At 58.7% G+C, this 23,482-nt stretch carries 18 protein-coding genes; 7 read left to right on the top strand and 11 right to left on the bottom strand.

Annotated features, from left to right (window positions below; genetic code table 11):
- Positions 1 to 32 precede the first annotated feature (32 nt).
- Positions 33 to 2,669 carry a DNA topoisomerase (ATP-hydrolyzing) subunit A gene (gene gyrA / locus AC3WOK_RS08495; RefSeq protein WP_059312824.1) on the bottom strand — a complete coding sequence of 879 codons (2,637 nt, stop codon included), beginning with the start codon at positions 2,667 to 2,669 and terminating at the stop codon, positions 33 to 35.
- 146 nt (positions 2,670 to 2,815) lie between these two features.
- On the opposite strand from gyrA, the gene ubiG reads away from it, so the two are divergent.
- From ubiG to yfaE, 4 genes are all read left to right on the top strand, one after another.
- Positions 2,816 to 3,544: a bifunctional 2-polyprenyl-6-hydroxyphenol methylase/3-demethylubiquinol 3-O-methyltransferase UbiG gene (ubiG, locus tag AC3WOK_RS08490; RefSeq protein ID WP_039263205.1), complete on the top strand. Its 729-nt coding sequence runs from the start codon at positions 2,816 to 2,818 to the stop codon at positions 3,542 to 3,544.
- A gap of 348 nt (positions 3,545 to 3,892) precedes the next feature.
- Complete coding sequence (gene nrdA / locus AC3WOK_RS08485; protein ID WP_023312513.1) at positions 3,893 to 6,178, top strand: class 1a ribonucleoside-diphosphate reductase subunit alpha; 2,286 nt, start codon at positions 3,893 to 3,895, stop codon at positions 6,176 to 6,178.
- Between the two features lie 100 nt (positions 6,179 to 6,278).
- Entirely contained in the window at positions 6,279 to 7,409 is a 1,131-nt protein-coding gene (gene nrdB, locus AC3WOK_RS08480) for a class Ia ribonucleoside-diphosphate reductase subunit beta (RefSeq protein WP_047346599.1), read from the top strand.
- Complete coding sequence (gene yfaE / locus AC3WOK_RS08475; protein ID WP_025757202.1) at positions 7,409 to 7,663, top strand: class I ribonucleotide reductase maintenance protein YfaE; 255 nt, start codon at positions 7,409 to 7,411, stop codon at positions 7,661 to 7,663. The genes nrdB and yfaE overlap by 1 nt, the downstream gene beginning before the upstream one ends.
- Positions 7,664 to 7,746: 83 nt before the next feature.
- Here the strand turns inward: yfaE and glpQ are convergent, their stop codons facing one another.
- Both glpQ and glpT read right to left on the bottom strand, forming a co-directional pair.
- Positions 7,747 to 8,808: a glycerophosphodiester phosphodiesterase gene (gene glpQ / locus AC3WOK_RS08470; protein ID WP_492354323.1), complete on the bottom strand. Its 1,062-nt coding sequence runs from the start codon at positions 8,806 to 8,808 to the stop codon at positions 7,747 to 7,749.
- 11 nt (positions 8,809 to 8,819) lie between these two features.
- Positions 8,820 to 10,172 carry a glycerol-3-phosphate transporter gene (glpT, locus tag AC3WOK_RS08465; RefSeq protein ID WP_059312828.1) on the bottom strand — a complete coding sequence of 451 codons (1,353 nt, stop codon included), beginning with the start codon at positions 10,170 to 10,172 and terminating at the stop codon, positions 8,820 to 8,822.
- 256 nt (positions 10,173 to 10,428) lie between these two features.
- On the opposite strand from glpT, the gene glpA reads away from it, so the two are divergent.
- From glpA to glpC, 3 genes are read left to right on the top strand one after another with little or no spacing between them, the layout of a single operon-like run.
- Complete coding sequence (glpA, locus tag AC3WOK_RS08460) at positions 10,429 to 12,057, top strand: anaerobic glycerol-3-phosphate dehydrogenase subunit A (RefSeq protein ID WP_059312829.1); 1,629 nt, start codon at positions 10,429 to 10,431, stop codon at positions 12,055 to 12,057.
- Positions 12,047 to 13,264, top strand: coding sequence for a glycerol-3-phosphate dehydrogenase subunit GlpB (glpB, locus tag AC3WOK_RS08455; RefSeq protein ID WP_492354322.1), 1,218 nt, complete (start codon positions 12,047 to 12,049; stop codon positions 13,262 to 13,264). The genes glpA and glpB overlap by 11 nt, the downstream gene beginning before the upstream one ends.
- Positions 13,261 to 14,451, top strand: a complete 1,191-nt coding sequence (gene glpC / locus AC3WOK_RS08450) for an anaerobic glycerol-3-phosphate dehydrogenase subunit GlpC (protein WP_492354321.1) — start codon at positions 13,261 to 13,263, stop codon at positions 14,449 to 14,451. The genes glpB and glpC overlap by 4 nt, the downstream gene beginning before the upstream one ends.
- A gap of 33 nt (positions 14,452 to 14,484) precedes the next feature.
- On the opposite strand, the gene AC3WOK_RS08445 is transcribed toward glpC, so the two are convergent.
- From AC3WOK_RS08445 to menF, 8 genes are all read right to left on the bottom strand, one after another.
- Positions 14,485 to 15,684 carry a nicotinamide mononucleotide deamidase-related protein YfaY gene (locus AC3WOK_RS08445; RefSeq protein ID WP_059312832.1) on the bottom strand — a complete coding sequence of 400 codons (1,200 nt, stop codon included), beginning with the start codon at positions 15,682 to 15,684 and terminating at the stop codon, positions 14,485 to 14,487.
- A 93-nt stretch (positions 15,685 to 15,777) separates the two neighbouring features.
- Positions 15,778 to 16,317, bottom strand: coding sequence for a YfaZ family outer membrane protein (locus AC3WOK_RS08440; protein WP_059312833.1), 540 nt, complete (start codon positions 16,315 to 16,317; stop codon positions 15,778 to 15,780).
- 121 nt (positions 16,318 to 16,438) lie between these two features.
- Complete coding sequence (gene menE / locus AC3WOK_RS08435; RefSeq protein WP_492354320.1) at positions 16,439 to 17,800, bottom strand: o-succinylbenzoate--CoA ligase; 1,362 nt, start codon at positions 17,798 to 17,800, stop codon at positions 16,439 to 16,441.
- Positions 17,797 to 18,762 (bottom strand): o-succinylbenzoate synthase, encoded by a 966-nt coding sequence (gene menC / locus AC3WOK_RS08430; RefSeq protein ID WP_492354319.1) that lies wholly within the window; start codon positions 18,760 to 18,762, stop codon positions 17,797 to 17,799. The genes menE and menC overlap by 4 nt, the downstream gene beginning before the upstream one ends.
- Positions 18,762 to 19,619, bottom strand: a complete 858-nt coding sequence (gene menB / locus AC3WOK_RS08425; protein ID WP_023312524.1) for a 1,4-dihydroxy-2-naphthoyl-CoA synthase — start codon at positions 19,617 to 19,619, stop codon at positions 18,762 to 18,764. The genes menC and menB overlap by 1 nt, the downstream gene beginning before the upstream one ends.
- Positions 19,616 to 20,392, bottom strand: a complete 777-nt coding sequence (gene menH, locus AC3WOK_RS08420; RefSeq protein ID WP_492354318.1) for a 2-succinyl-6-hydroxy-2,4-cyclohexadiene-1-carboxylate synthase — start codon at positions 20,390 to 20,392, stop codon at positions 19,616 to 19,618. The genes menB and menH overlap by 4 nt, the downstream gene beginning before the upstream one ends.
- Positions 20,389 to 22,059 (bottom strand): 2-succinyl-5-enolpyruvyl-6-hydroxy-3-cyclohexene-1-carboxylic-acid synthase, encoded by a 1,671-nt coding sequence (gene menD / locus AC3WOK_RS08415; RefSeq protein ID WP_492354317.1) that lies wholly within the window; start codon positions 22,057 to 22,059, stop codon positions 20,389 to 20,391. Before menD ends, menH begins: the two co-directional genes overlap by 4 nt.
- An 88-nt stretch (positions 22,060 to 22,147) precedes the next feature.
- Positions 22,148 to 23,443 carry an isochorismate synthase MenF gene (menF, locus tag AC3WOK_RS08410; protein ID WP_492354316.1) on the bottom strand — a complete coding sequence of 432 codons (1,296 nt, stop codon included), beginning with the start codon at positions 23,441 to 23,443 and terminating at the stop codon, positions 22,148 to 22,150.
- Between the last annotated feature and the right edge of the window lie 39 nt (positions 23,444 to 23,482).

Genomic DNA, 23,482 nt, shown 5'->3' with positions numbered 1-23,482 from the left:
CGGAATTCGGCCCTTTTTTGCATCAGGAGACATTACTCGTCAGCGTCGTCCGCTGCATCATCGTCGGTGTCGGCTTCTGGCGCGATTTCATCATCACCTTCCGCGACGCTACCGTCGATGGAGTCGAGCTCTTCGTCATCCACTGGCTCGGCAACACGCTGCAGACCCACCACGTTTTCATCTTCCGCAGTACGGATGAGGATCACGCCCTGGGTGTTACGGCCCACCACGCTAATCTCAGAAACGCGGGTACGCACCAGCGTACCGGCATCCGTGATCATCATGATCTGGTCGGCATCGTCTACCTGCACCGCGCCAACAACGGAACCGTTGCGCTCGGTCACCTTGATAGAGATAACGCCCTGCGTGCCGCGAGACTTGGTTGGGTATTCCCCTTCCGCCGTACGTTTACCGTAACCATTCTGCGTCACGGTCAGGATTGCCCCTTCACCGCGCGGAATGATCAGAGAAACGACGCTGTCTTCGCCCGCCAGTTTGATACCGCGAACGCCCGTAGCGGTACGGCCCATTGCGCGGACGGCGTTCTCTTTAAAGCGCACCACTTTACCGGCGGCAGAGAACAGCATCACTTCATCAGAACCGGAAGTCAGATCAACGCCAATCAGCTCATCGCCTTCATTGAGGTTCACCGCGATGATGCCCGCAGAACGCGGACGGCTGAATTCGGTCAGGGCGGTTTTCTTCACGGTACCGCTGGCGGTGGCCATAAAGACGTTCACGCCTTCTTCGTATTCGCGTACCGGCAGAATAGCGGTGATACGTTCGTTCGCTTCCAGCGGCAGCAGGTTAACGATCGGACGACCACGCGCGCCACGGCTCGCTTCCGGCAGTTGATAGACCTTCATCCAGTACAGACGGCCCCGGCTGGAGAAGCAGAGGATCGTGTCATGGGTGTTTGCCACCAGCAGGCGGTCGATAAAGTCTTCTTCTTTAATACGGGCTGCCGATTTGCCTTTACCGCCACGACGCTGTGCTTCGTAGTCGGTCAGCGGCTGATACTTCACATAGCCCTGGTGAGACAGGGTAACCACCACGTCTTCACGGTTGATCAGGTCTTCAATATTGATATCAGAGCTGTTCGCGGTGATTTCGGTGCGACGTTCATCGCCGAACTGATCGCGGACCAGCTCCAGCTCTTCACGGATCACTTCCATCAGGCGATCTGCGCTACCCAGGATATGCAGCAGCTCGGCAATCTGTTCCAGCAGCTCTTTGTATTCGTCGAGCAGTTTTTCGTGCTCAAGGCCGGTCAGTTTCTGCAGACGCAGATCCAGAATCGCCTGGGCCTGCTGTTCAGTCAGGTAGTACTGACCGTCACGCACGCCGAATTCAGGCTCCAGCCACTCAGGACGCGCAGCGTCATCGCCCGCACGTTCCAGCATGGCGGCCACGTTACCCAGCTCCCACGGACGCGCGATCAGGGCGGCTTTCGCTTCTGCCGGCGTCGGTGCACGGCGAATCAACTCGATAATCGGGTCGATGTTAGCCAGGGCAACGGCCAGCGCTTCAAGGATGTGCGCACGGTCGCGCGCTTTGCGCAGTTCGAAGATGGTACGACGGGTCACCACTTCACGGCGGTGACGCACGAACGCGCTCAGGATCTCTTTCAGGTTCATGATCTTCGGCTGACCATGGTGCAGTGCCACCATGTTGATACCGAAGGAAACCTGGAGCTGAGTCTGGGAGTACAGGTTGTTCAGCACAACCTCACCCACCGCGTCACGTTTGATCTCAATCACGATACGCATACCGTCTTTGTCAGACTCGTCACGCAGCGCGCTGATACCTTCAACACGTTTTTCTTTTACCAGCTCGGCGATTTTTTCAATCAGACGCGCTTTGTTCACCTGATACGGGATCTCGTGAACAATGATGGTCTCACGGCCGGTTTTAGCGTCCGCTTCCACTTCGGCGCGGGCACGGATGTAAATCTTGCCGCGACCGGTGCGGTACGCTTCTTCAATACCGCGACGACCGTTGATGATCGCCGCCGTCGGGAAATCCGGACCCGGGATGTGTTCCATCAGCCCTTCAATGCTGATGTCTTCATCGTCGATATAGGCCAGGCAGCCGTTGATCACTTCGGTGATGTTGTGCGGCGGAATGTTGGTTGCCATACCGACCGCGATACCGGACGAACCGTTCACTAGCAGGTTCGGGATCTTGGTTGGCATAACATCAGGAATGCGCTCGGTGCCGTCGTAGTTATCGACGAAATCAACGGTCTCTTTTTCCAGGTCGGCCATCAGCTCGTGGGCGATTTTCGACATACGGATTTCCGTATAACGCATCGCCGCTGCGGAGTCGCCGTCAACAGAACCAAAGTTACCCTGACCATCTACCAGCATGTAACGCAAGGAGAATGGCTGCGCCATACGGACGATGGTGTCATACACGGCGGTATCACCATGCGGGTGATATTTACCGATGACGTCACCCACGACGCGGGCAGATTTTTTATAGGCTTTATTCCAGTCATTGCCCAATACGTTCATGGCGTATAGTACGCGACGGTGTACCGGCTTCAGGCCATCGCGGACATCCGGCAGCGCACGGCCAACAATGACCGACATCGCATAGTCCAGATAGGAGCTCTTCAGCTCTTCCTCGATGTTAACCGGTGTAATTTCTCTCGCAAGGTCGCTCATCTAACCGCTATCCCTCTACTGTATCCCGGATTCAAAGGTCGCAAATTATAACACAGCCGAGGTGATTGAGGTAAACCTATACGCTTTATTCACAGGGATTGCCTGATATACTCCTTTGTCTTGCTAAATAAGGAGTAAAAGCGCCCATGAATGCCGAAAAATCCCCGGTGGCTCACAACGTTGACCACGAAGAGATTGCCAAATTTGAAGCGGTGGCCTCCCGCTGGTGGGATCTCGAAGGTGAGTTCAAACCGCTGCACCGCATTAACCCGCTGCGTCTGGGCTATATCGCGGAGCGTTCCGGCGGTCTGTTCGGTAAAAAAGTGCTCGATGTCGGCTGCGGCGGCGGTATCCTGGCTGAGAGCATGGCGCGCGAAGGGGCGAACGTCACTGGCCTCGATATGGGCTTTGAACCGTTGCAGGTTGCCCGTCTTCATGCGCTGGAGTCCGGCATCCAGGTGGAATACGTGCAGGAAACCGTCGAAGAACACGCGGCAAAACATGCTCATCAGTACGATGTGGTGACCTGCATGGAGATGCTGGAGCACGTACCCGATCCGCAGTCCGTGGTGCATGCCTGTGCAAAACTGGTTAAACCGGGTGGACAGGTCTTCTTCTCGACGATCAACCGTAACGGTAAAGCCTGGCTGATGGCCGTCGTCGGCGCAGAATATGTGCTGCGCATGGTGCCGAAAGGCACGCACGACGTGAAGAAATTCATCAAGCCTGCTGAGCTGTTAAGCTGGGTTGACCAGACGTGGCTCAAAGAGCAACACATCACCGGCCTGCACTACAATCCGCTGACCGATAAATTCAAGCTCGCACCGGGCGTAGATGTTAACTATATGTTGCATACCACCGCCAAAAACGACTAACGTCATTCGTTATTCTTATAAAGATTGCGCGACATCATGTTGCGCAATTCTGACCTCCCGTTGAAGAAATCAGCACTCGATCAAATTTTGAATTTTTTTTCTTAATTATTGACATGTCTTCCAGGCCTTACGGTACGAGGACTTAGCCTTTTTTACCCTTTCACAACCTCAATTTAACGTCAAAATCAACCCTTGTGCTGAAAAGATTCGATACTAGAATACTCACCATATAGCGTTTTTCTTATCGCAAACCCCCTATATGTAGTATTTATCCACAGAGTTAGTCACAAGACGGATCTGTGGATAAGCGGGGGATATTTTTTTATTTCACGGACAGGTAAACCCCACATGAATCAGAGTCTGCTGGTGACAAAGCGCGACGGTACCACCGAGCGTATCAATCTGGACAAAATCCATCGAGTTCTCGACTGGGCAGCAGAAGGACTGAACAACGTATCTATCTCCCAGGTTGAACTGCGTTCCCACATCCAGTTCTACGACGGCATCAAAACGTCTGATATCCATGAAACCATCATCAAGGCAGCTGCGGATCTGATCTCCCGCGAAGCACCGGATTATCAGTACCTCGCTGCACGTCTGGCGATTTTCCACCTGCGTAAAAAAGCCTACGGCCAGTTTGAGCCGCCTAAGCTGTACGATCACGTGGTGAAAATGGTCGAGCTGGGCAAATACGACACGCATCTGCTGGAAGACTATACGGAAGAAGAGTTCGAGCAGATGAACGGGTTTATCGATCACTGGCGCGATATGAACTTCTCCTATGCGGCGGTGAAGCAGCTCGAAGGCAAATACCTGGTTCAGAACCGCGTAACCGGTGAGATCTACGAAAGCGCCCAGTTCCTCTATATTCTGGTGGCTGCCTGCCTGTTCTCTAACTACCCGCGCGACACCCGTCTGGAATACGTGAAGCGTTTCTACGATGCGGTATCGACGTTCAAAATTTCTCTGCCTACGCCAATCATGTCTGGCGTGCGCACCCCAACCCGTCAGTTCAGCTCCTGCGTACTGATCGAGTGTGGTGACAGCCTGGATTCCATCAACGCCACCTCCAGCGCCATTGTGAAATACGTTTCCCAGCGCGCCGGTATCGGTATCAACGCCGGTCGCATCCGTGCGCTGGGCAGCCCGATTCGCGGCGGTGAAGCGTTCCACACCGGCTGTATTCCGTTCTATAAGCACTTCCAGACGGCAGTGAAATCCTGCTCGCAGGGCGGCGTGCGCGGCGGTGCAGCGACCCTGTTCTACCCAATGTGGCACCTGGAAGTGGAAAGCCTGCTGGTGCTGAAAAACAACCGCGGCGTTGAAGGCAACCGCGTGCGCCACATGGACTACGGCGTGCAGATCAACAAGCTGATGTACACCCGTCTGCTGAAGGGCGAAGACATCACCCTGTTCAGCCCGTCCGACGTCCCGGGCCTGTATGACGCGTTCTTCGCCGATCAGGACGAGTTCGAGCGTCTGTACACCAAATACGAAAAAGACGACAGCATCCGCAAACAGCGCGTGAAGGCGGTAGACCTGTTCTCCCTGATGATGCAGGAACGTGCCTCTACCGGTCGTATCTACATCCAGAACGTTGACCACTGCAACACCCACAGCCCGTTTGACCCGGTTGTTGCGCCAGTGCGCCAGTCTAACCTGTGTCTGGAGATCGCCCTGCCGACCAAACCGCTGGAAGACGTGAACGACGAAAACGGTGAAATCGCGCTGTGTACGCTGTCCGCGTTCAACCTGGGTGCGATTAAGAGCCTGGACGAGCTGGAAGAGCTGGCCGTGCTGGCCGTACGTGCCCTCGACGCCCTGCTTGATTACCAGGATTACCCAATCCCGGCAGCCAAACGCGGTGCGATGGGTCGCCGCACGCTGGGTATCGGCGTGATCAACTTCGCCTACTGGCTGGCGAAAAACGGCAAGCGTTACTCTGACGGCAGCGCCAACAACCTGACGCACCAGACGTTTGAAGCCATTCAGTACTACCTGATGAAAGCCTCCAACGAGCTGGCGAAAGAGCAAGGCGCGTGCCCGTGGTTCAACGAAACCACCTACGCGAAAGGCATTCTGCCAATCGACACCTACAAGAAAGACCTGGATGCGATTGTCAGCGAGCCGCTGCACCTCGACTGGGAAGGCCTGCGCGAGTCCATTAAGACTCACGGCCTGCGTAACTCCACGCTCTCTGCCCTGATGCCGTCCGAGACCTCTTCGCAGATCTCTAACGCCACCAACGGTATTGAGCCTCCACGCGGCCACGTCAGCATTAAAGCGTCGAAAGACGGCGTGCTGCGTCAGGTGGTACCGGATTACGAGACGCTGGGTAACAACTACGAGCTGCTGTGGGAAATGCCTAACAACGACGGCTATCTGCAGCTGGTGGGTATCATGCAGAAGTTTATCGACCAGTCTATCTCTGCCAATACCAACTATGACCCGACGCGCTTCCCGTCCGGCAAGGTTCCGATGCAGCAGCTGCTGAAAGACCTGCTGACCGCCTATAAATTTGGCGTGAAAACCCTGTACTATCACAACACCCGTGATGGTGCGGAAGACGCCCAGGACGACATGGTTCCGTCAATTCAGGACGATGGCTGCGAAAGCGGCGCATGTAAGATCTAAGCACTTCGCCGGGTGGCGCTACGCTTACCCGGCCTACGGTTTTGTAGGCCCGGCAAACGCAGTGCCGCCGGGCAATAAAATCTCAACAGGACTCACCGCAATGGCATATACCACCTTTTCACAGACGAAAAACGACCAGCTCAAAGAGCCGATGTTCTTCGGCCAGCCGGTCAACGTGGCACGCTACGATCAGCAAAAATATGACATCTTCGAAAAGCTGATTGAAAAGCAACTCTCCTTCTTCTGGCGCCCGGAAGAAGTGGACGTTTCCCGCGATCGTATTGATTTCCAGGCATTGCCGGATCACGAAAAGCATATCTTCCTCAGCAACCTGAAGTACCAGACGCTGCTGGACTCCATTCAGGGCCGTAGCCCGAACGTGGCGCTGCTGCCGCTGATCTCGATTCCTGAGCTGGAAACCTGGGTGGAAACCTGGGCGTTCTCCGAGACGATCCACTCCCGCTCTTACACCCATATCATCCGCAACATCGTGAACGATCCGGCGGTGGTGTTTGACGATATCGTCACCAACGAGCAGATCCAGAAGCGCGCCGAAGGCATTTCCCACTACTACGACGAGCTGATCGAGATGACCAGCTACTGGCATCTGCTGGGTGAAGGCACGCACAACGTGAACGGCAAGACCGTTACCGTGAACCTGCGCGCGCTGAAAAAACAGCTGTACCTGTGCCTGATGAGCGTCAACGCGCTGGAAGCGATCCGCTTCTACGTCAGCTTTGCCTGCTCCTTCGCCTTCGCCGAGCGCAAGCTGATGGAAGGCAACGCCAAAATCATCCGCCTGATTGCCCGTGATGAAGCCCTGCACCTGACCGGCACCCAGCACATGCTGAACCTGCTGCGCAGCGGCACGGACGACCCGGAAATGGCTGAAATCGCCGAAGAGTGCAAGCAGGAGTGCTATGACCTGTTCGTGCTGGCGGCTCAGCAGGAGAAAGAGTGGGCAGATTACCTGTTCCGCGACGGCTCCATGATTGGCCTGAACAAAGACATTTTGTGCCAGTACGTTGAGTACATTACCAACATCCGTATGCAGGCCGTCGGTCTCGATTTGCCGTTCCAGACGCGCTCTAACCCAATCCCGTGGATCAACACCTGGCTGGTGTCCGATAACGTGCAGGTAGCGCCGCAGGAAGTGGAAGTGAGTTCTTACCTGGTCGGTCAGATTGATTCTGAAGTCAACACTGACGACCTGAGCGACTTCCAGCTCTGATGACGCGCGTAACGTTGAGTCTTTCGGGCACCGAAGTGTTGTGCCAAGAAGAGCACCCTTCCCTGCTGGTGGCGCTTGAAGCGCATCAGGTGGAGGTAGAGTACCAGTGTCGTGAAGGCTATTGCGGCTCCTGCCGCTGCCGCCTGGTCGCAGGCCAGGTGGACTGGCTGACCGAACCGCTGGCCTTTATCAACGAAGGGGAAATTTTGCCCTGCTGCTGCAGGGCAAAAGGCGATATTGAGATCGAGATGTGATTGCGTCGGGTGGCGCTTCGCTTACCCGACCTACAAAACCGCAGTTCGTAGGCCGGGTAAGGCGCAGCCGCCACCCGGCAATTTCAGCGTTTATCCTTCAAAAAGCTCACCGCTTTATCCGGGAAATCCGTAAACAGTCCGTCCACGCCCGCCTGGTTGTACAACACCTCATAAAGCTGATTCACGTCCGTTGCATACTCCGGCAGCTGGTCTGCACGCACCGTGTACGGGTGAACCTGCATCTTGCTGGCATGCGCCTCTTTCACCATCGCCGTCAGCTTCACGTGGCCCGGGGTCGAACCCTCCGCCACCAGCATGTGGTAATCCGGCCCGATGCCGTCGGCGTACTGCGCAATCTGCTTCATCGCGCCCGGCTTAAACATCCAGTCGTAGTTGTAGTTCACCCACTTGCCGTCCGGCTGCTTCTCCTGGGTTTCATTCCAGTCGGTATAGGCAATCAGCTGTACCAGATTGAGGTTCATCCCCATCTTCGGCTCCAGCTCGGTTTTGATGCGCTTCAGCTCGGCGGCGTCAAAGCACTGCAGGTAAACCTTGTCCATCTTGCTGGTGTAACCGTACTGCTTCAGCACCTCCAGCGTCTTCGCGGCAATGTCTTTCCCTTCCTGGTGGTGGAACCACGGCGCTTTGATTTCCGGGTAGATACCGATATTTTTCCCGGTTGAGTGGTTCAGCCCCTGAACAAACTCAATCTCTTCCTGGAAGGTGTGGATCCGGAAGTCAGATTTGCCCATCGGGAAACGTCCCGGATAGACCTGCACCTTCTTGCCGTTTTCAATCTCGAAGCCTTCGGTAAACTTCAGGGAGCGGATCTCATCCAGGGTAAAATCAATGGCGTAGAACCGGCCATCTTTGCGGGCGCGGTCCGGGAAACGCTCCGCCACGTCCGTCACGCGGTCAAGATAATGATCGTGCAGGACCACCAGCTGGTCGTCCTTCGTCATCACCAGGTCCTGCTCCAGGTAATCCGCGCCCTGCGCATAGGCCATCGCTTTTGCCGGCAGCGTATGCTCCGGCAGATAGCCGCTCGCGCCGCGGTGGGCGATGACGATTTTATCTGCCGCCAGCGCGGAGCCTGTCATCAGGCCCGCCAGCAGCAGGCCGGTTGTTACGTAAGATAATTTCATGGCAATGCTCCTTATTGACGACGTGCCTGCACTTCCGCGTGGTGACGTTTCTCACCAATCATCACGATAATCAGCAGCAGTACCGCCAGCACGCTACCGCCAATCATCACCATAAAGCCGCCGTCCCAGCCGAAGAAGTCAACGGTATAGCCCACGATGGCGCTCGCCGCGACCGACCCACCCAGGTAGCCGAACAGACCGGTAAAGCCTGCCGCCGTGCCTGCCGCTTTCTTCGGTGCCAGCTCCAGCGCGTGCAGACCGATCAGCATAACCGGACCATAAATCAGGAAGCCGATGACGATCATACAGGCCATATCTACTGACGGGTTGCCCGGCGGGTTGAGCCAGTACACTACGGTGGCGATGGTCACCAGAGTCATAAAGAAGACGCCCGTCGCACCGCGGTTGCCTTTAAACACCTTGTCCGACATCCAGCCGCAAAGCAGCGTGCCCGGGATCCCCGCATATTCATACAGGAAGTAGGCCCACGAAGATTTATCCAGCGCGAAGTGCTTCACCTCTTTCAGGTAAGTCGGTGACCAGTCCAGAATGCCGTAGCGCAGCAGGTAAACGAACACGTTCGCTACCGCGATGTACCACAGCAGCTTGTTCGGCAGGACGTACTTCATGAAGATCTGTTTTGCGGTCAGCTCTTCTTCATGCTCCTTGCTGTAATCATCCGGATAGTCGTTTTTGTACTCTTCGATCGGCGGCAGGCCGCAGGACTGCGGCGTATCGCGCATCAGGGCGAAGGCAATAATCGCCACCACGATGGCGCCAAAGGCAGGCATATACAGCGCGGCTTTCCAGTCGTTGAACCAGGCCATTCCCAGCAGGAACAGCAGAGGCGGAATGCCGCCACCCACGTTATGCGCGCAGTTCCACACCGACACGATGCCGCCACGCTCTTTCTGCGACCACCAGTGCACCATAGTGCGTCCGCACGGCGGCCACCCCATGCCCTGGAACCAGCCGCAGAGGAACAGCAGCACGAACATGACGGCAATGCTGGAGGTTGCCCACGGCACAAAGCCCATAAACAGCATAACCGCTGCCGCCAGGATCAGGCCGGCCGGCAGAAACACGCGCGGATTCGAGCGGTCGGACACTGAACCCATAATGAATTTGGAAAAACCGTAGGCGATGGAAATACCTGACAGCGCGAACCCCAGATCGCCACGGGAAAAGCCCTGCTCCACCAGGTACGGCATGGCGAGCGCAAAGTTTTTACGAACAAGGTAGTACGCCGCGTACCCGAAGAAGATCCCCAGGAAAATTTGCCAACGCAGGCGGCGGTATAGCGGATCAATTTCTGCCTCTGGCAGACGCGCCCGATGCGGCGCAGGTTTGAAGATACTGAGCATGACAGCCTCCGTGGCCAAAAATTGTATTTACAGGGGTTTAACTGCCCCATACTCCAGAGAGGTCGCGATGTTAAGAAATCACAGTGATTGTTACTGTGAATCAACGCACAGATTGTTACAGAAATATGACAGAATGCGCAAAAAAGCGCATGAAATCACGTTTCACTTTCGAATTTCGCTCGTTTGTGTTCGAAATCAAACAAACCACAGTTTTCATGTGGCTAAATGATAAAAAAACGAACACAGAGGGATGACAATGACAATTCACGATCCTCGTTACAGCGATGTGATTATCATTGGCGGTGGCGCAACCGGCTCTGGCATCGCACGCGATTGCGCCCTGCGGGGATTAAGCGTCACGCTTCTGGAGCGCCATGACATAGCGACGGGCGCTACCGGCCGCAATCATGGACTGCTTCACAGCGGCGCCCGCTACGCCGTGACCGACGGCGAATCCGCGCGCGAATGTATTGCCGAAAATCAGATCCTGCGGCGCATAGCCCGCCACTGCATTGAACCCACCGATGGTCTGTTTATTACGCTTCCCGAAGACGATCTCGCCTTTCAGTCAACCTTTATTACCGCCTGTCGCGCGGCGGGGATTCAGGCCGAGGCTATCGACCCTGCCCTCGCGCGGCGCATTGAGCCCTCCGTCAACCCGGCCCTGACGGGCGCGGTAAAAGTGCCTGACGGTACGGTTGATCCTTTTCGCCTGACCGCCGCCAACATGCTGGACGCTCGCGAGCATGGTGCGCACATACTGACCGGGCACGAAGTGACCGGGCTTATCCGCGAAGGCCATCGCATCTGCGGCGTGCGGGTGTATGACACGCAATACAATGAACACAGCGAGCTGTTTGCCTCCGTCGTCGTCAATGCCGCGGGGATCTGGGGGCAGCACATTGCGGAATACGCTGAGCTCTCGGTTCGCATGTTCCCGGCGAAAGGCTCCCTGCTGATCCTCGACCATCGCATTAATAACCACGTGATCAACCGCTGCCGCAAACCGTCCGATGCCGACATCCTCGTCCCCGGCGATACCATTTCGTTAATCGGTACCACCTCAACGCACGTGGACTACAGCGAGATTGATTACAACCGCGTGACCGCCGAAGAGGTGGATATCCTGCTGCGCGAAGGGGAAAAGCTGGCCCCGGTAATGGCGCAGACCCGGATCCTGCGGGCCTATGCGGGCGTACGTCCGCTAGTCGCCAGCGATAACGACCCAAGCGGGCGAAACGTCAGCCGCGGCATTGTGCTGCTCGACCATGCCGCGCGTGACGGCCTGGACGGGTTTATCACCATCACCGGTGGCAAGCTGATGACCTATCGCCTGATGGCGGAGTGGGCAACGGATGCCGTCTGCCGCAAGCTGGGCAATACCGAACCGTGCGTAACGGCAGAACAGCCTCTGCCCGGTTCGCGGCAGTCCACCGAGAAGACGCTGCAAAAAATTATCTCTCTGCCAGCCCCTCTGCGCGGATCGGCCATCTATCGCCATGGCGACAGAACGCCGGCCTGGCTGGGCGAAGGGCGGCTGAGCCGCAGCCTCGTATGCGAATGCGAAGCCGTGACCGCCGGTGAAGTGCAGTACGCGGTAGAGAACCTGACGGTCAATAGCCTGCTCGATCTCCGCCGCCGCACCCGCGTCGGAATGGGGACCTGCCAGGGCGAGCTGTGCGCCTGTCGTGCCGCCGGTCTGCTGCAACGCTTTCATACCACCACCGCCACCCAGTCGCTCGATCAGCTCAGCGCGTTTTTAAACGAGCGCTGGAAAGGGATTCAGCCTGTTGCCTGGGGAGATGCCCTGCGTGAAAGCGAGTTTACCCGCTGGGTCTACCAGGGGCTTTGCGGTCTTGAGAAGGAGCAACGCGATGAAATTTGACACCGTGATTGTCGGCGGCGGGCTCGCAGGCCTGCTTTGTGGCATCAAACTCACAAAGCGGGGGCTGCGCTGCGCCATTATCACCCGGGGTCAGAGCGCTCTGCACTTCTCGTCGGGATCGCTGGACCTGGTGGACGATACGTACCGCGATAAGCTGCCGCCGGAGCACCCCTATCACCTGATTGGCGCGCATAATATTGACCGCTTTGCCCTGGAAACCGAAGCGCTACTGGCGGACTGCGGCGCGCGCATGAAGGGGAGCGCCAGGCAAAATCATCAGCGCGTCACGCCGCTCGGTACCCTGCGTTCCGCCTGGCTAAGTCCGGAGGAGGTGCCCGTTACCCCGTTCAGTGCCGCGCGCGTGCGGGTAGTGGGTATTAGCGGTTTTCTTGATTTTCAGCCCCATCTCGCGGCGGCATCGCTTTGCCGCCAGGGCGTTAATGCCGAAACGGCAGAGATAGAGCTGCCCGAGCTTGATGTTCTGCGCGACAACCCGAGCGAGTTTCGCGCGGTGAATATCGCCCGTTTCCTCGATAACGAAGATAAGTGGCCGCTGCTGTATGACGCGCTCAGGCCGCTCGGCGAAAGCTGCGACGCGCTGTTGATGCCCGCTTGCTTTGGCTTACACGACAACCGGCTCTGGCGCTGGCTCTCGGATCGACTGCCCTGCACGCTCGGCCTGCTGCCAACGCTGCCCCCTTCCGTACCGGGTATTCGCCTGCATACCCAGCTCCAGCGCCAGTTTGTTGCGCAGGGTGGCGTCTGGATGGCGGGTGACGAGGTGAAAAAAATCACCCTGACGGACGGCGCGGTAAGCGAAGTCTGGACGCGCAACCACGATGATATTCCGCTTCGCGCCCGCTATACGGTGCTGGCAAGCGGCAGTTTCTTCAGTAACGGACTGCTGAGCAACCGGGAGGGCATTCGGGAAGCCATTATGGGGCTGGATGTCCGGCAAAGCGCCTCCCGTGCGGACTGGTATCAGAGTGATTTCTTCTCGCCCCAGCCCTGGCAACAGTTCGGCGTGATTGTCGATAACCAGCTACACCCGCAGCTTTCCGGTAAGCCCGTCAGCAATCTCTTTGCCATCGGCTCGCTGCTGGGCGGATACGATCCCATCGCTCAGGGATGCGGTGGTGGCGTCTGCGCCGTCACGGCGCTGTATGTGGCAGAGCGGATTATCCAGCGCACGGAGGCTGAACAATGAACGACACCCGTTTTGAAAGCTGCATTAAATGCACGGTGTGTACCACCGTCTGCCCGGTCAGCGGCGTGAACCCACGCTATCCCGGACCAAAGCAGGCCGGACCGGACGGCGAGCGTCTGCGTCTGAAGGACGGCAGGCTGTATGACGAGGCGCTGAAATACTGCATTAACTGCAAACGCTGCGAGGTGGCCTGTCCGTCGGATGTTAAAATCGGCGATATCATCCAGCGCGCCCGGGCGCGCTACGGCACGCAAAAGCCGACGCTGCGGGACGCCATTCTGAGCCACACCGATCTGATGGGCAGCGTCTCAACGCCGTTTGCCCCGCTGGTGAACGCGGCGACCTCTCTCAAACCGGTGCGCCAGCTGCTGGATGCCACGCTGAAGATAGACCATCACCGCAGCCTGCCGAAATATTCTCACGGCACTTTCCGCCGCTGGTACAAGTCCGTCGCCGTGGAGCAGGCGAAGTATGCCGACCAGGTGGCCTTTTTCCACGGCTGCTATGTGAATTATAACCACCCGCAGCTGGGTAAAGATCTGCTGAAGGTGCTTAACGCCATGGGAACGGGCGTTCAGCTACTGAACAAGGAGAAGTGCTGCGGCGTACCGCTGATTGCCAACGGGTTTACCGATAAAGCGCGCAGGCAGGCCAAAAGCAACGTTACGTCGCTGCGCGAAGCCATTGTCGACAAGGGTATTCCGGTGCTGGCGACCTCGTCCACCTGCACCTTCACCCTGCGCGACGAGTACCCGCATCTGCTGGACGTGGATAATAGCGGGCTGCGCGAGCACATCGAGCTGGCGACGCGTTTCCTGTGGCGCAAACTGGACAGCGGGCAGACGTTGCCGCTGGGGAAACTGCCCCTGAAAGTGGTGTACCACACGCCGTGTCATATGGAGAAAATGGGCTGGTCGCTCTATACGCTTGAACTGCTGCGGTTGATTCCGGGCCTTGAGCTAACGGTGCTGGATTCGCGCTGCTGCGGGATTGCAGGAACCTACGGCTTCAAGCGTGAGAACTACGAAACGTCACAGGCGATTGGCGCCCCGCTGTTTCGCCAGATTGAAGAGAGCGGCGCGGATATCGTGGTGACCGACTGCGAAACCTGCAAGTGGCAGATTGAGATGTCCACCAGCAAGCGCTGTGAACATCCGATTACCCTGCTGGCGAAGGCGCTGGGCTAAACGGTGCCGGGGCAAAAGGCCCCGGCACGGGTTTTACTCAACGAACAGCGACTCGACCACATGGATCCAGCCGTGCTCGCTGGCAACCTCTTTGCCATTCAACCAGCGGCGCAGCATGTTCAACGCCATCATGGCGCAAACCTCCTGACGCACCGCCAGGCTGTGGCGGGTGATGCTCATTTTTACCCGCAGCGCCCAGGTGCCTTCCGGCGTGGCCAGCGCAAAGTTAAGGTATTCCTCATCCAGCCCCCCGACAAACAGCGCCAGACCGGCAAAATGTTTCACCCTTCTCTCAGAAGCCCAGCGGGCGGTCTGCGCCAGCGTCTCCTGCTGGAACGGCACCACTTCGCTGGCCAGCAGCGGTGCGTTAACGCGCGACAGCTGCAGCGCCAGCAGGCCGCCGGTGAACTGCTCGCTTAAGGTCACGCTCAGCTGGCGCGACTGCAGATGCTTCGCAATCTGCGCCGGAAGCCCTTCCGTGCCTTCAAAAATCAGGCTTTCGCCCGCCACGCGCTGCACCTCAGGCCACAGGGCCAGCATCGCCTCTTTCTGCGTGGCCGGACCGGTAAGCTTAAGTTCAATGATCGGCATGGAGGAGCGATACCCCATGGACACGTCCGGCGGCAGTGCCAGGTGGTCGAGGCTCTGAGCCAGATCGCTTTCCGAGCGGCCAAAGGTGGTCAGACGCAGGCAAAGCGGGGGTTCCGGCAGGGTAAAACGATCGCGAAGGCGCGGCAGGATCTGCTGCTCGACCATCACTTTAAATTCTGAGGGCACGCCCGGCGTGAAGAACATCAGGCAGCGGTTCAACTGCATGGCAAACCCGCACGCGGTGCCGACCGGGTTATCGACCAGCTCAGCGCTGGCGGGGATTTCAGCCTGCTTGCGGTTGCTGGGGGCCATGATGCGGCCGCGTTCGGAGAAAAAGCGCTCCATCTGCGAAAGCCACGCCTCGTGCAGCACCAGCCCTTCGCCTTTTGCGGTCGCGGCGGCCAGCGCGCTGAGATCGTCGCTGGTAGGGCCGAGCCCACCGTTCACAATCAGCACGTCACAGTGTTCGCTGCGTTCACGCAGAATAGCGACCAGTGACTCAAGATTGTCGCCCACCGTGTTGCGGCGCGTTAACGGTAATCCTTGCTCAAAGAAAAGATCGGCAAGCCAGGCAGCATTGGTATCAATAATTTGGCCATGCAGCACTTCGTCGCCGGTGGATAACATCTCCACGTTAATCATTATGTTCTCCCGCTAATTTGGTCAAAACACTATAGCGCAAACGCGGGGTGGAGAAGAGAGAAACTGGCGCGACAGAATGCCGCGCCGGAGTGATTAGAAGCCTGCGCTGACGCCCACGTACGGGCCGTCGGCCAGCGCGTTGTCGCGGTTGCCGTCTTTGCCGGCCAGGTTCAGATAACGATAGCCTGCTTCGATGGTAATCGGACGCATGATGGTCCAGCGCGCGCCGGCGTTGGCTTCCTCATAGCTTTCGATACCGCTTGAGAGGGAGTCGGGAGAATAGTAGTACTCGCCAAACAGGCCGAAGCTGTCGCCAATCTTCCACTGCAGGCCGCCGCCCACTGCCGCTGCGTACCCTTCGTCACCGTCATTTGGGTTGGTATAGATACCTTTACCGCCGACGGTCGCCAGGAACGGGCCGAGAGGAACGTTAAGACCCAGGCCGAGGCTGGCCGCGTCGCCGTCGTCATCGTTATGCGTCCAGCCGCCGGTCATCGCCAGACCGGAGGTCTCTGTACCCATGCCAAAGCCCAGGTGGGTATAGTCCTGACCCGCCGAGCCGTTAATGCTAATAGCGTTAGCCGCCGCAGAAACAACCATCAGGCCGAAGCCCATTAATGCCACTTTTTTCATTGTCGCGATCCCGCACATTTTATAAGAAGTCCCAAAACCGCGAGATTTTAACCTGACTCTTCCGGGGATCAAGCACTCTGCGTGCGGCAGGTCGGTAGATTGTAACTATTTGAAACGGCTATTATCCTTTCAGCGATGCGTTCACCCACTGCTGCAGCGCACGACGCGAAACTTTAATGCCGCCATTTTTAAGCTCGGTCGGCAGCAGCAGCCAGCGGACGGGCTGCTCAAAACGCGCCAGCTTATCCGTGACCCAGTCAGGCAAACAGGCGATATCCGTTCCCGGCTCACACTCCACCACCGCCACCGGACGCTGCCCGAACTCGGCGTCGTCCAGCGGGACGATAAACACCTGGTTAATCTGCGGATGCCGGGCGATAACCCGCTCAAGGCTTTCCGGCTGGATCCCTTCTCCGCCGCTAAAAAAGAGATTGTCCATGCGGCCCAGAATCGTCAGGCGGCCGTCATGCAGCTCGCCGCGATCGCGGGTGGCGAACCATCCCTGCGCATTGGTCAGCGGCATCAGCGCGCCGTCGCGCCAGTAGCCTGAGGCCATGCTTTGCGCCCTGATCCAGACTTCACCGTTAACGACCTGTACCTCTCTACCCGGCAGGGCACTGCCCACGTCCGGCTCGCCGTCCGCCGCTTTCGCGCAGACGGTAGAGGCAAACTCGGTCAGGCCGTAACCGCAGAAGGTGCGAATCTCCTGCTCTCTCGCCTTTTGCGTCAATTCCACCGGAATGGCCGCCCCGCCAAGCAAAACCGCTTTCAGAGCAATGTGGCTTTCGGTATTCAGAAGACGCCAGAGCTGGGTCGGCACCAGCGAGGCGTGCGTACAGCCGCGCAAGGCCTGCGCCAGCGGCTGTTTCTCGCGCACGGTTAACCGTGCGCCGGCCAGCAGCCAGCGCCATAAAATACCCTGACCGGAAACGTGAAACAGCGGCAGCGAAAGCAGCCAGTCGTCGTCTTCTCCGTAGGGCATCAGCGTCAGCACGCCGCGCGCGCTGGCCAGATGGGCCTCGCAGGTATGCACCGCCGCCTTAGGCAGACCGGTAGAGCCGGAGGTCAGCGTCATGGACGCCAGCCACGCAGGCTGCCACGCGGCGCGATATTCACCCGCGCGCTCGCGCATGCTCAGGGGAGGAAGAGCGTCGTAGAGACCGTCCAGCACCAGCGCAAAGCGCAGGGTCATCTGGGGAAGCAACACGTCCAGCAGCGGGCGCGGCAGCTGTGGATTCACGGGAAGGATCCGCGCTCCGCACTGGAGCAGCGCCAGCCACGCCAGCAGGGTTTGCGGGTGGTTATGAGCCAGCAGCAGCACACCGTCGCCCTCCTCCACGCCCTGCTGGTGAAACCCCGCCGCAAGGCTGTCGACGCGCGCGCACAGCTGTTGCCAGGTAAGCGTTTCGTCGTTCAGCCTCAGGGCAGGCTTATCGGCAGTCAGCGCGCGCCAGTGCCGCCAGGGCCAGTCGGTAAAACTCATAACAGCGGCTCCAGCGCCTCGGTGCCGAGGCACGGCAGCGCGCTGTCCGGCCACGTGCGGATAAGCTGGGCCTGCATCAGGTTCAGCGTATCGAGGCCAGGCACCGTGTTCGGCGTTAACCAGGCGGCAATACGCGCCAGCTGGGTCAGCCCCAGGCTGGACTCAATCGACGAGCTGATCACCGCCGTCAGCCCTGCGGCGTGCGCCGCCGCAACCTGCTCGCGCACCTTCGCCAGACTGCCGGTCAGCGTCGGCTTAATCACTACCGCGCTGACGCCGGGTTCGGCAACGAAGGCAAAACCCGCTTCGCGCAGGCTTTCATCCCAGGCGATGGCAATCCCCGTTTCGCGGGCAAACGCGCGCGAATCGTCGCGGGTTTTACACGGCTCTTCCAGGAAGGCAATGCGGCTGCGGTACTCCGGGTTGACGTATTTCGCAAACTGCTGCGCCTTCAGCGGCGTCCAGGCGCGGTTAGCATCCAGACGCAGGTGCAGGTCGGGGATCGCCTCCAGCAGCAGGTTGGCAACCATGCCGTCGCGCACCGCTTCGTAGAGGCCGACTTTGATTTTCGCGACCTTCTCGCCCGGCATGGCGGAGAGCAGCGCGAAGAGTTCGTCCGGATCCCCTGTGCAGAGCGGTGCCGCGCGGTAGTTAGCCTCTTCAGGCAGGCTACCGTCCAGCTCCGCCAGCGCGCAGCTGATACCAAAAGCCGCGGAAGGCACGTCCGGTAACGCCGGGTTCTCGCCCTCACGCCACGTTTCTGTCCACGCCAGCAATGCAGCCTGCGCGTCCTCCAGCGACTCGAGGCTAAAGCCCGGCAGAGGCGAAATCTCGCCCCAGCCTTCCCGCTCGCCCTGCTGCAGATGCACGAAGAAGCCGTCACGGGTTTTTAACCGCCGTTCACGCAGCACCACGCCCGCGTCCATCGATATCTGCCAGCGGTATACCTGCGCGCGACGCATTACGGATTCCGTTTATATTTGCTGAAGTCCGGCTGGCGTTTTTCGTTAAACGCGTTGCGCCCTTCCTGACCCTCTTCGGTCATGTAGAACAGCATGGTGGCGTTGCCCGCCAGCTCCTGCAGACCCGCCTGACCGTCACAGTCGGCGTTGAGCGCGGCTTTGAGGCAGCGCAGCGCCATCGGGCTGTTCTGCAGCATTTCGCGACACCAGCGTACGGTCTCTTTTTCGAGATCGGCAATCGGCACCACGGTATTCACCAGGCCCATATCCAGCGCTTCCTGAGCGTTGTACTGACGGCACAGGAACCAAATTTCACGGGCTTTTTTCTGCCCGACGATGCGTGCCATGTAGGAGGCACCCCAGCCGCCGTCGAAGGAGCCTACTTTCGGGCCCGTCTGGCCGAAGATGGCGTTCTCTGCCGCAATGGTCAGGTCACACATCATGTGCAGCACGTGACCGCCACCGATGGAGTAGCCTGCCACCATCGCCACCACCGGTTTTGGACAGGTGCGGATCTGACGCTGGAAATCGAGCACGTTCAGGTGGTGCGTGCCGGCATCGTCCTGGTATCCGCCGTAGTCACCGCGCACTTTCTGATCGCCGCCGGAGCAGAACGCCTTATCGCCTTCGCCGGTCAGGACAATCACGCCGATGTTGTCGTCGTAGCGCGCATCCGCCAGGGCTTGGATCATCTCTTTAACGGTCAGCGGACGGAAGGCGTTGCGCACCTGCGGACGGTTAATGGTGATTTTGGCAATGCCGTCGGTGGATTTGTGGTAGCGAATGTCGGTGTAGCCTTCGGAGCAGTCTTGCCATTCAACCGGTGCATAGAGCATGTTTTCATCAGGATAGATCATAGAATGTCCTTTATACGAAGACGCAGTATCTGAGCCAGACTCGCGGTAACCGCATCGGGATTTTCCCGGTGGGCGTTGTGTCCGGCGTTGGGAATTGCATGGCGAACGGCGTTCAGCTCAGCGGCAAGGGCCGCAAACTTCTCATCGCGTTCGCCATAGAGATAATCAAAAGAGAAATGGCGTGCCCCAAGCGCGGCACGCAAATCGGGCTGCACGGCCAGCGACGTCGCTTCGAGCATCATCCCCAGCGCCGCGCCTCTGTTCTGGCTGCGCAGGGTAATCAGCGCCTCGCGCTGGGCATCCGTGAGTGAGGCAAAAACGGGCTGTTGATACCAGTCAGCGAATACCTTACTCAGCGGTTCAGTACGAAAACGTCTCGCCCAGCGGCGGTCAGATGCCAGCCGCGCATTTCGCGCTTCGGCATCCTCCAGGCCCGGATGCCCGCCCTCTACCACCACGCCCAGCAGACCCTCAGGCTGCTGGCAGGCATGGAACATCGCAATGCGGCCGCCGAGGGAGTACCCGATGAGCCAGAACTTGAGTATGTTGTAACTAAGCAAGGTTTGGGTGAGCAGCGTGCTCATCTCCTCAAACCCCGTCACGCTCAAATCTCGGGATCCACCGTGACCCGGCAGATCCAGATACAGCCGGGGGTAGTCGCTGAGTTTTTCACCGACCCTCTGCCACTCGCGGCAGTCCCCGGAAAAGCCGTGCAAGAAGACCAGCCAGGGATAGCCTGGCTCGCCGGCCCGCTGCACGCCAGAGAGGATCACAGCTGGCTCACCTGCGCCAGCAGGCTTTGCAGCATCTGCGCACCATCTGCATCGTTCACCACCAGCTCAATCAGCGTCGCGCCCGGCTGTTTCCAGGCGGTGCCCAGCGCGGCATCCAGCTGTTCCCAGCTTTCAGGGCGATGGTATTTCAGGCTGAACATCGCCGCGGCGTGTTCGAAGTGCACGTTCTGCGGCATCAGATAGAAGCGCTCGCGCTCGCTCTGCGGCGTGGGCAAAAGGGAGAAAATCTGCCCGCCGTTGTTGTTGACCACAATCAGCACAAACGGGGCTGACGCCTGACGTAGCAACGCCAGCGCGTTGAGATCGTAGAGCGCGGAGAGATCGCCCACGATCGCCAGCGTCGATTTCGCGCTGGCGCGCTGCACGCCCGCCGCCGTTGAGATCAGGCCGTCGATACCGCTGGCGCCGCGGTTGCTGTAGACCGGGTAGCCGGCAGGCAGCTTCGAAAAGGCGTCAATCAGGCGCACCACCAGGCTATTGCCGACAAACAGCTGCCCCTGCTCAGGCAGAAGCTGGCGAATACGGTGCGCCAGCCCGGCCTCGCTAAACGCGTCGCAGTGCGCTTTGGTCAGCTCCCACGCCTGACGCGAAAGGTCCGGGAGGGTCACCGCCCAGGGTTTGCGCTTTTCTGCCGGATGGAGCGTCAGCCAGGCGTCAATACTGCTGACCAGGCGACGACCGCGATGGTGCGCCGGGTCGAGCCGCCCTTCCAGCGGATCCACCAGCCAGTACTCTTCCGGCGTGCAGGTAGCCTGCCACTGCAGTAACCGCTTGCCGGTCAAACTCGAACCCAGCTGCACCACAATCTGCGCATGCGACAGCTCGGTAACCGCTTTCGCATTACCCAGCCAGAGGTCGGCGCACGGCAGCGGCTGACCGGTCTGGGAAAGCACATCGCCAATCAGTGGCCAGCCGAGCGTTTGTGCCCATTCCGCGACCAGCTTGCCTTCAGCGGCGCTCATGCGCCCGGCGATGACCACACCGCGCTTCTGCCGCCAGAAGAACCAGTCGCGCTGTTTTGCGCTCTCAAGGTGCGTCTGCTCGCGTAGCCACGGTTTTTCACTCTCCCACCAGTCACCGAGAGAGTGCTGCCATTCCAGGCCCGTGTCGTCCAGCTCACCATACAGCGGCTCGGCAAACGGGCAGTTGATGTGCAACGCCCCGCCACGCAACGTCTCCATGGCGTGATCGACGGTGGAAACCAGCCAGCTTGCCGGAATATCCTGGGTGGGACGCGGTAACGAAATCGTCTGCGACGGATGTGAAGCAAAGAGTCCCGGCTGGCGAATCGCCTGATTGGCGCCGCAGTCAATAAGCTCAGGGGGGCGATCGGCGGTGAGCAGAATCAGATTTTCACCGGTTAACCCGGCTTCGATCAGCGCCGGATAGAGGTTTGCCACCGCGGTACCGGAGGTGACAATCACCGCCACAGGTTCTTTGCTGGCTTTCGCCAGGCCCAGTGCGAGGTGGCCGAGGCCGCGTTCATCAAAGTGGGTGTGATGAATCAACGCCCGGTTTTCGGCGGCCGCCAGCGTCAGCGGCGTTGAGCGAGAACCCGGTGCAATACACACGTGCCTGACGCCATGGCGCGTCAGGGCTTCAAGGATCACCGCCGCCCAGCGTCGGTTAAAAGAACTTACTGACATGAGATTGTCCGGTATCAAGAATGCGACACAGTATAAATAATAGAAAAAATTGGAATTTTGATGTGAATCGGGATTGCGCGAATCAGTATTAATCCCTTAGGAGCAGAGAGCGCAATCCGGCGGCTTTATTTTCAATCTCCTGCCACTCCTGCTCCGGGTCAGATCCGCTGACAATGCCGGCGCCAGCGTAAAGCCGCAGGGAATCCTCCAGTACGCGGGCGGAGCGCAATGCCACGCAGAACTCACTTTGATCGGGCGATAAATACCCGGCCGAACCGGCGTACCACTCGCGGTTAAAGGGTTCAACCTTCTGGATAAACTCGCGTGCAGGCTGTCGCGGTAATCCCGCAACGGCCGCGGTTGGCTGCAACATATGCAGACACTGCTCATCATCGGCCTGCTTGAGTTCTGTCCAGATACAGCGGCGCAAATGCTGCACTTTACGCAGGCGCACCACCTGGGCTGGCAGTACCTCAAGCGTCTGCGTGTGGTGCTGAAGACGCTGACAGATATCTTCCACGACCAGCATATTTTCACGCTGGTTTTTATCGTCATTCAGCAGCCACTCGCCCAGACGCTGCGCCTGTTTATCATCATTGTGGCTGGCAACCGTGCCCGCCAGCGCTTCCGTGCGCAGCAGCCTGCCGCGCCGCCGCCAGAGTCGCTCGGGCGTTGAGCCCAGAAAGGCGTTGCTGGCGTCAAATACCATGCAGAAATGGTAGCAATGTAAATTCAGGGCGCGGCTGGCCGCCATCAGCGCGACGGGGTTAATGCGCCGTGTAAACTGAAGATCGGTGGCCCTCGCGAGGACGACCTTTTCAAAATCACCGCGCGCGATGGTTTCGGTCGCCCTGTGGACAAGTCTCAGCCATTCGGCCTGTTGCGGCTGATGGGTTTCGTGCTCAACCTGAACGGCCAGCGGGCGGATAGGCCTGGCAGGCTGAAGCTGCTGTAAAAAATCCCGCGCGGCAAAGGCGTCGTCCTGAAGCGAGCGCTCGCTCCATAATTGCAGGCGCAGCGTGGCGTTTCCGGCCGTGCGTCGCCAGAGCAGACGGGGTAAAAAGAGGCTGCCCTGCTCCGGGTTAAAGGCGTTCAGGCCGCAGATACGGGTATCACCTGCCGCATTTTGCTCACGCAAAAACTGTGAGGCTATCGCCAGAGAGGAAAAATGGGTAACCGCCCCCAGCGCAGCCAGCTCTTCATCGCCGTTACGCTGCTGCCAGTAAAACTGAGGATAGCACTGCTGCGTCCCCAGCCAGGCGAGGGGATCGAAGGCATCGTTTAACGGGAAAGAGACGTCGAAATGACGTATGCCGGGTGCTGCGGGTAACGCTTGCGTAAGCTGGGTACGCAGATGCTCCAGCGCGAGGAAAATCGAATTCACGCGAACCTCTCCCTGTTAAAACCTCGTATTATACGGGGT

Source organism: Enterobacter sp. FW301-JW81 (assembly GCF_058788735.1).
The sequence above is the reverse complement of the archived record's forward strand: the minus strand, read 5'-3'. Positions and strand labels throughout refer to the sequence as shown.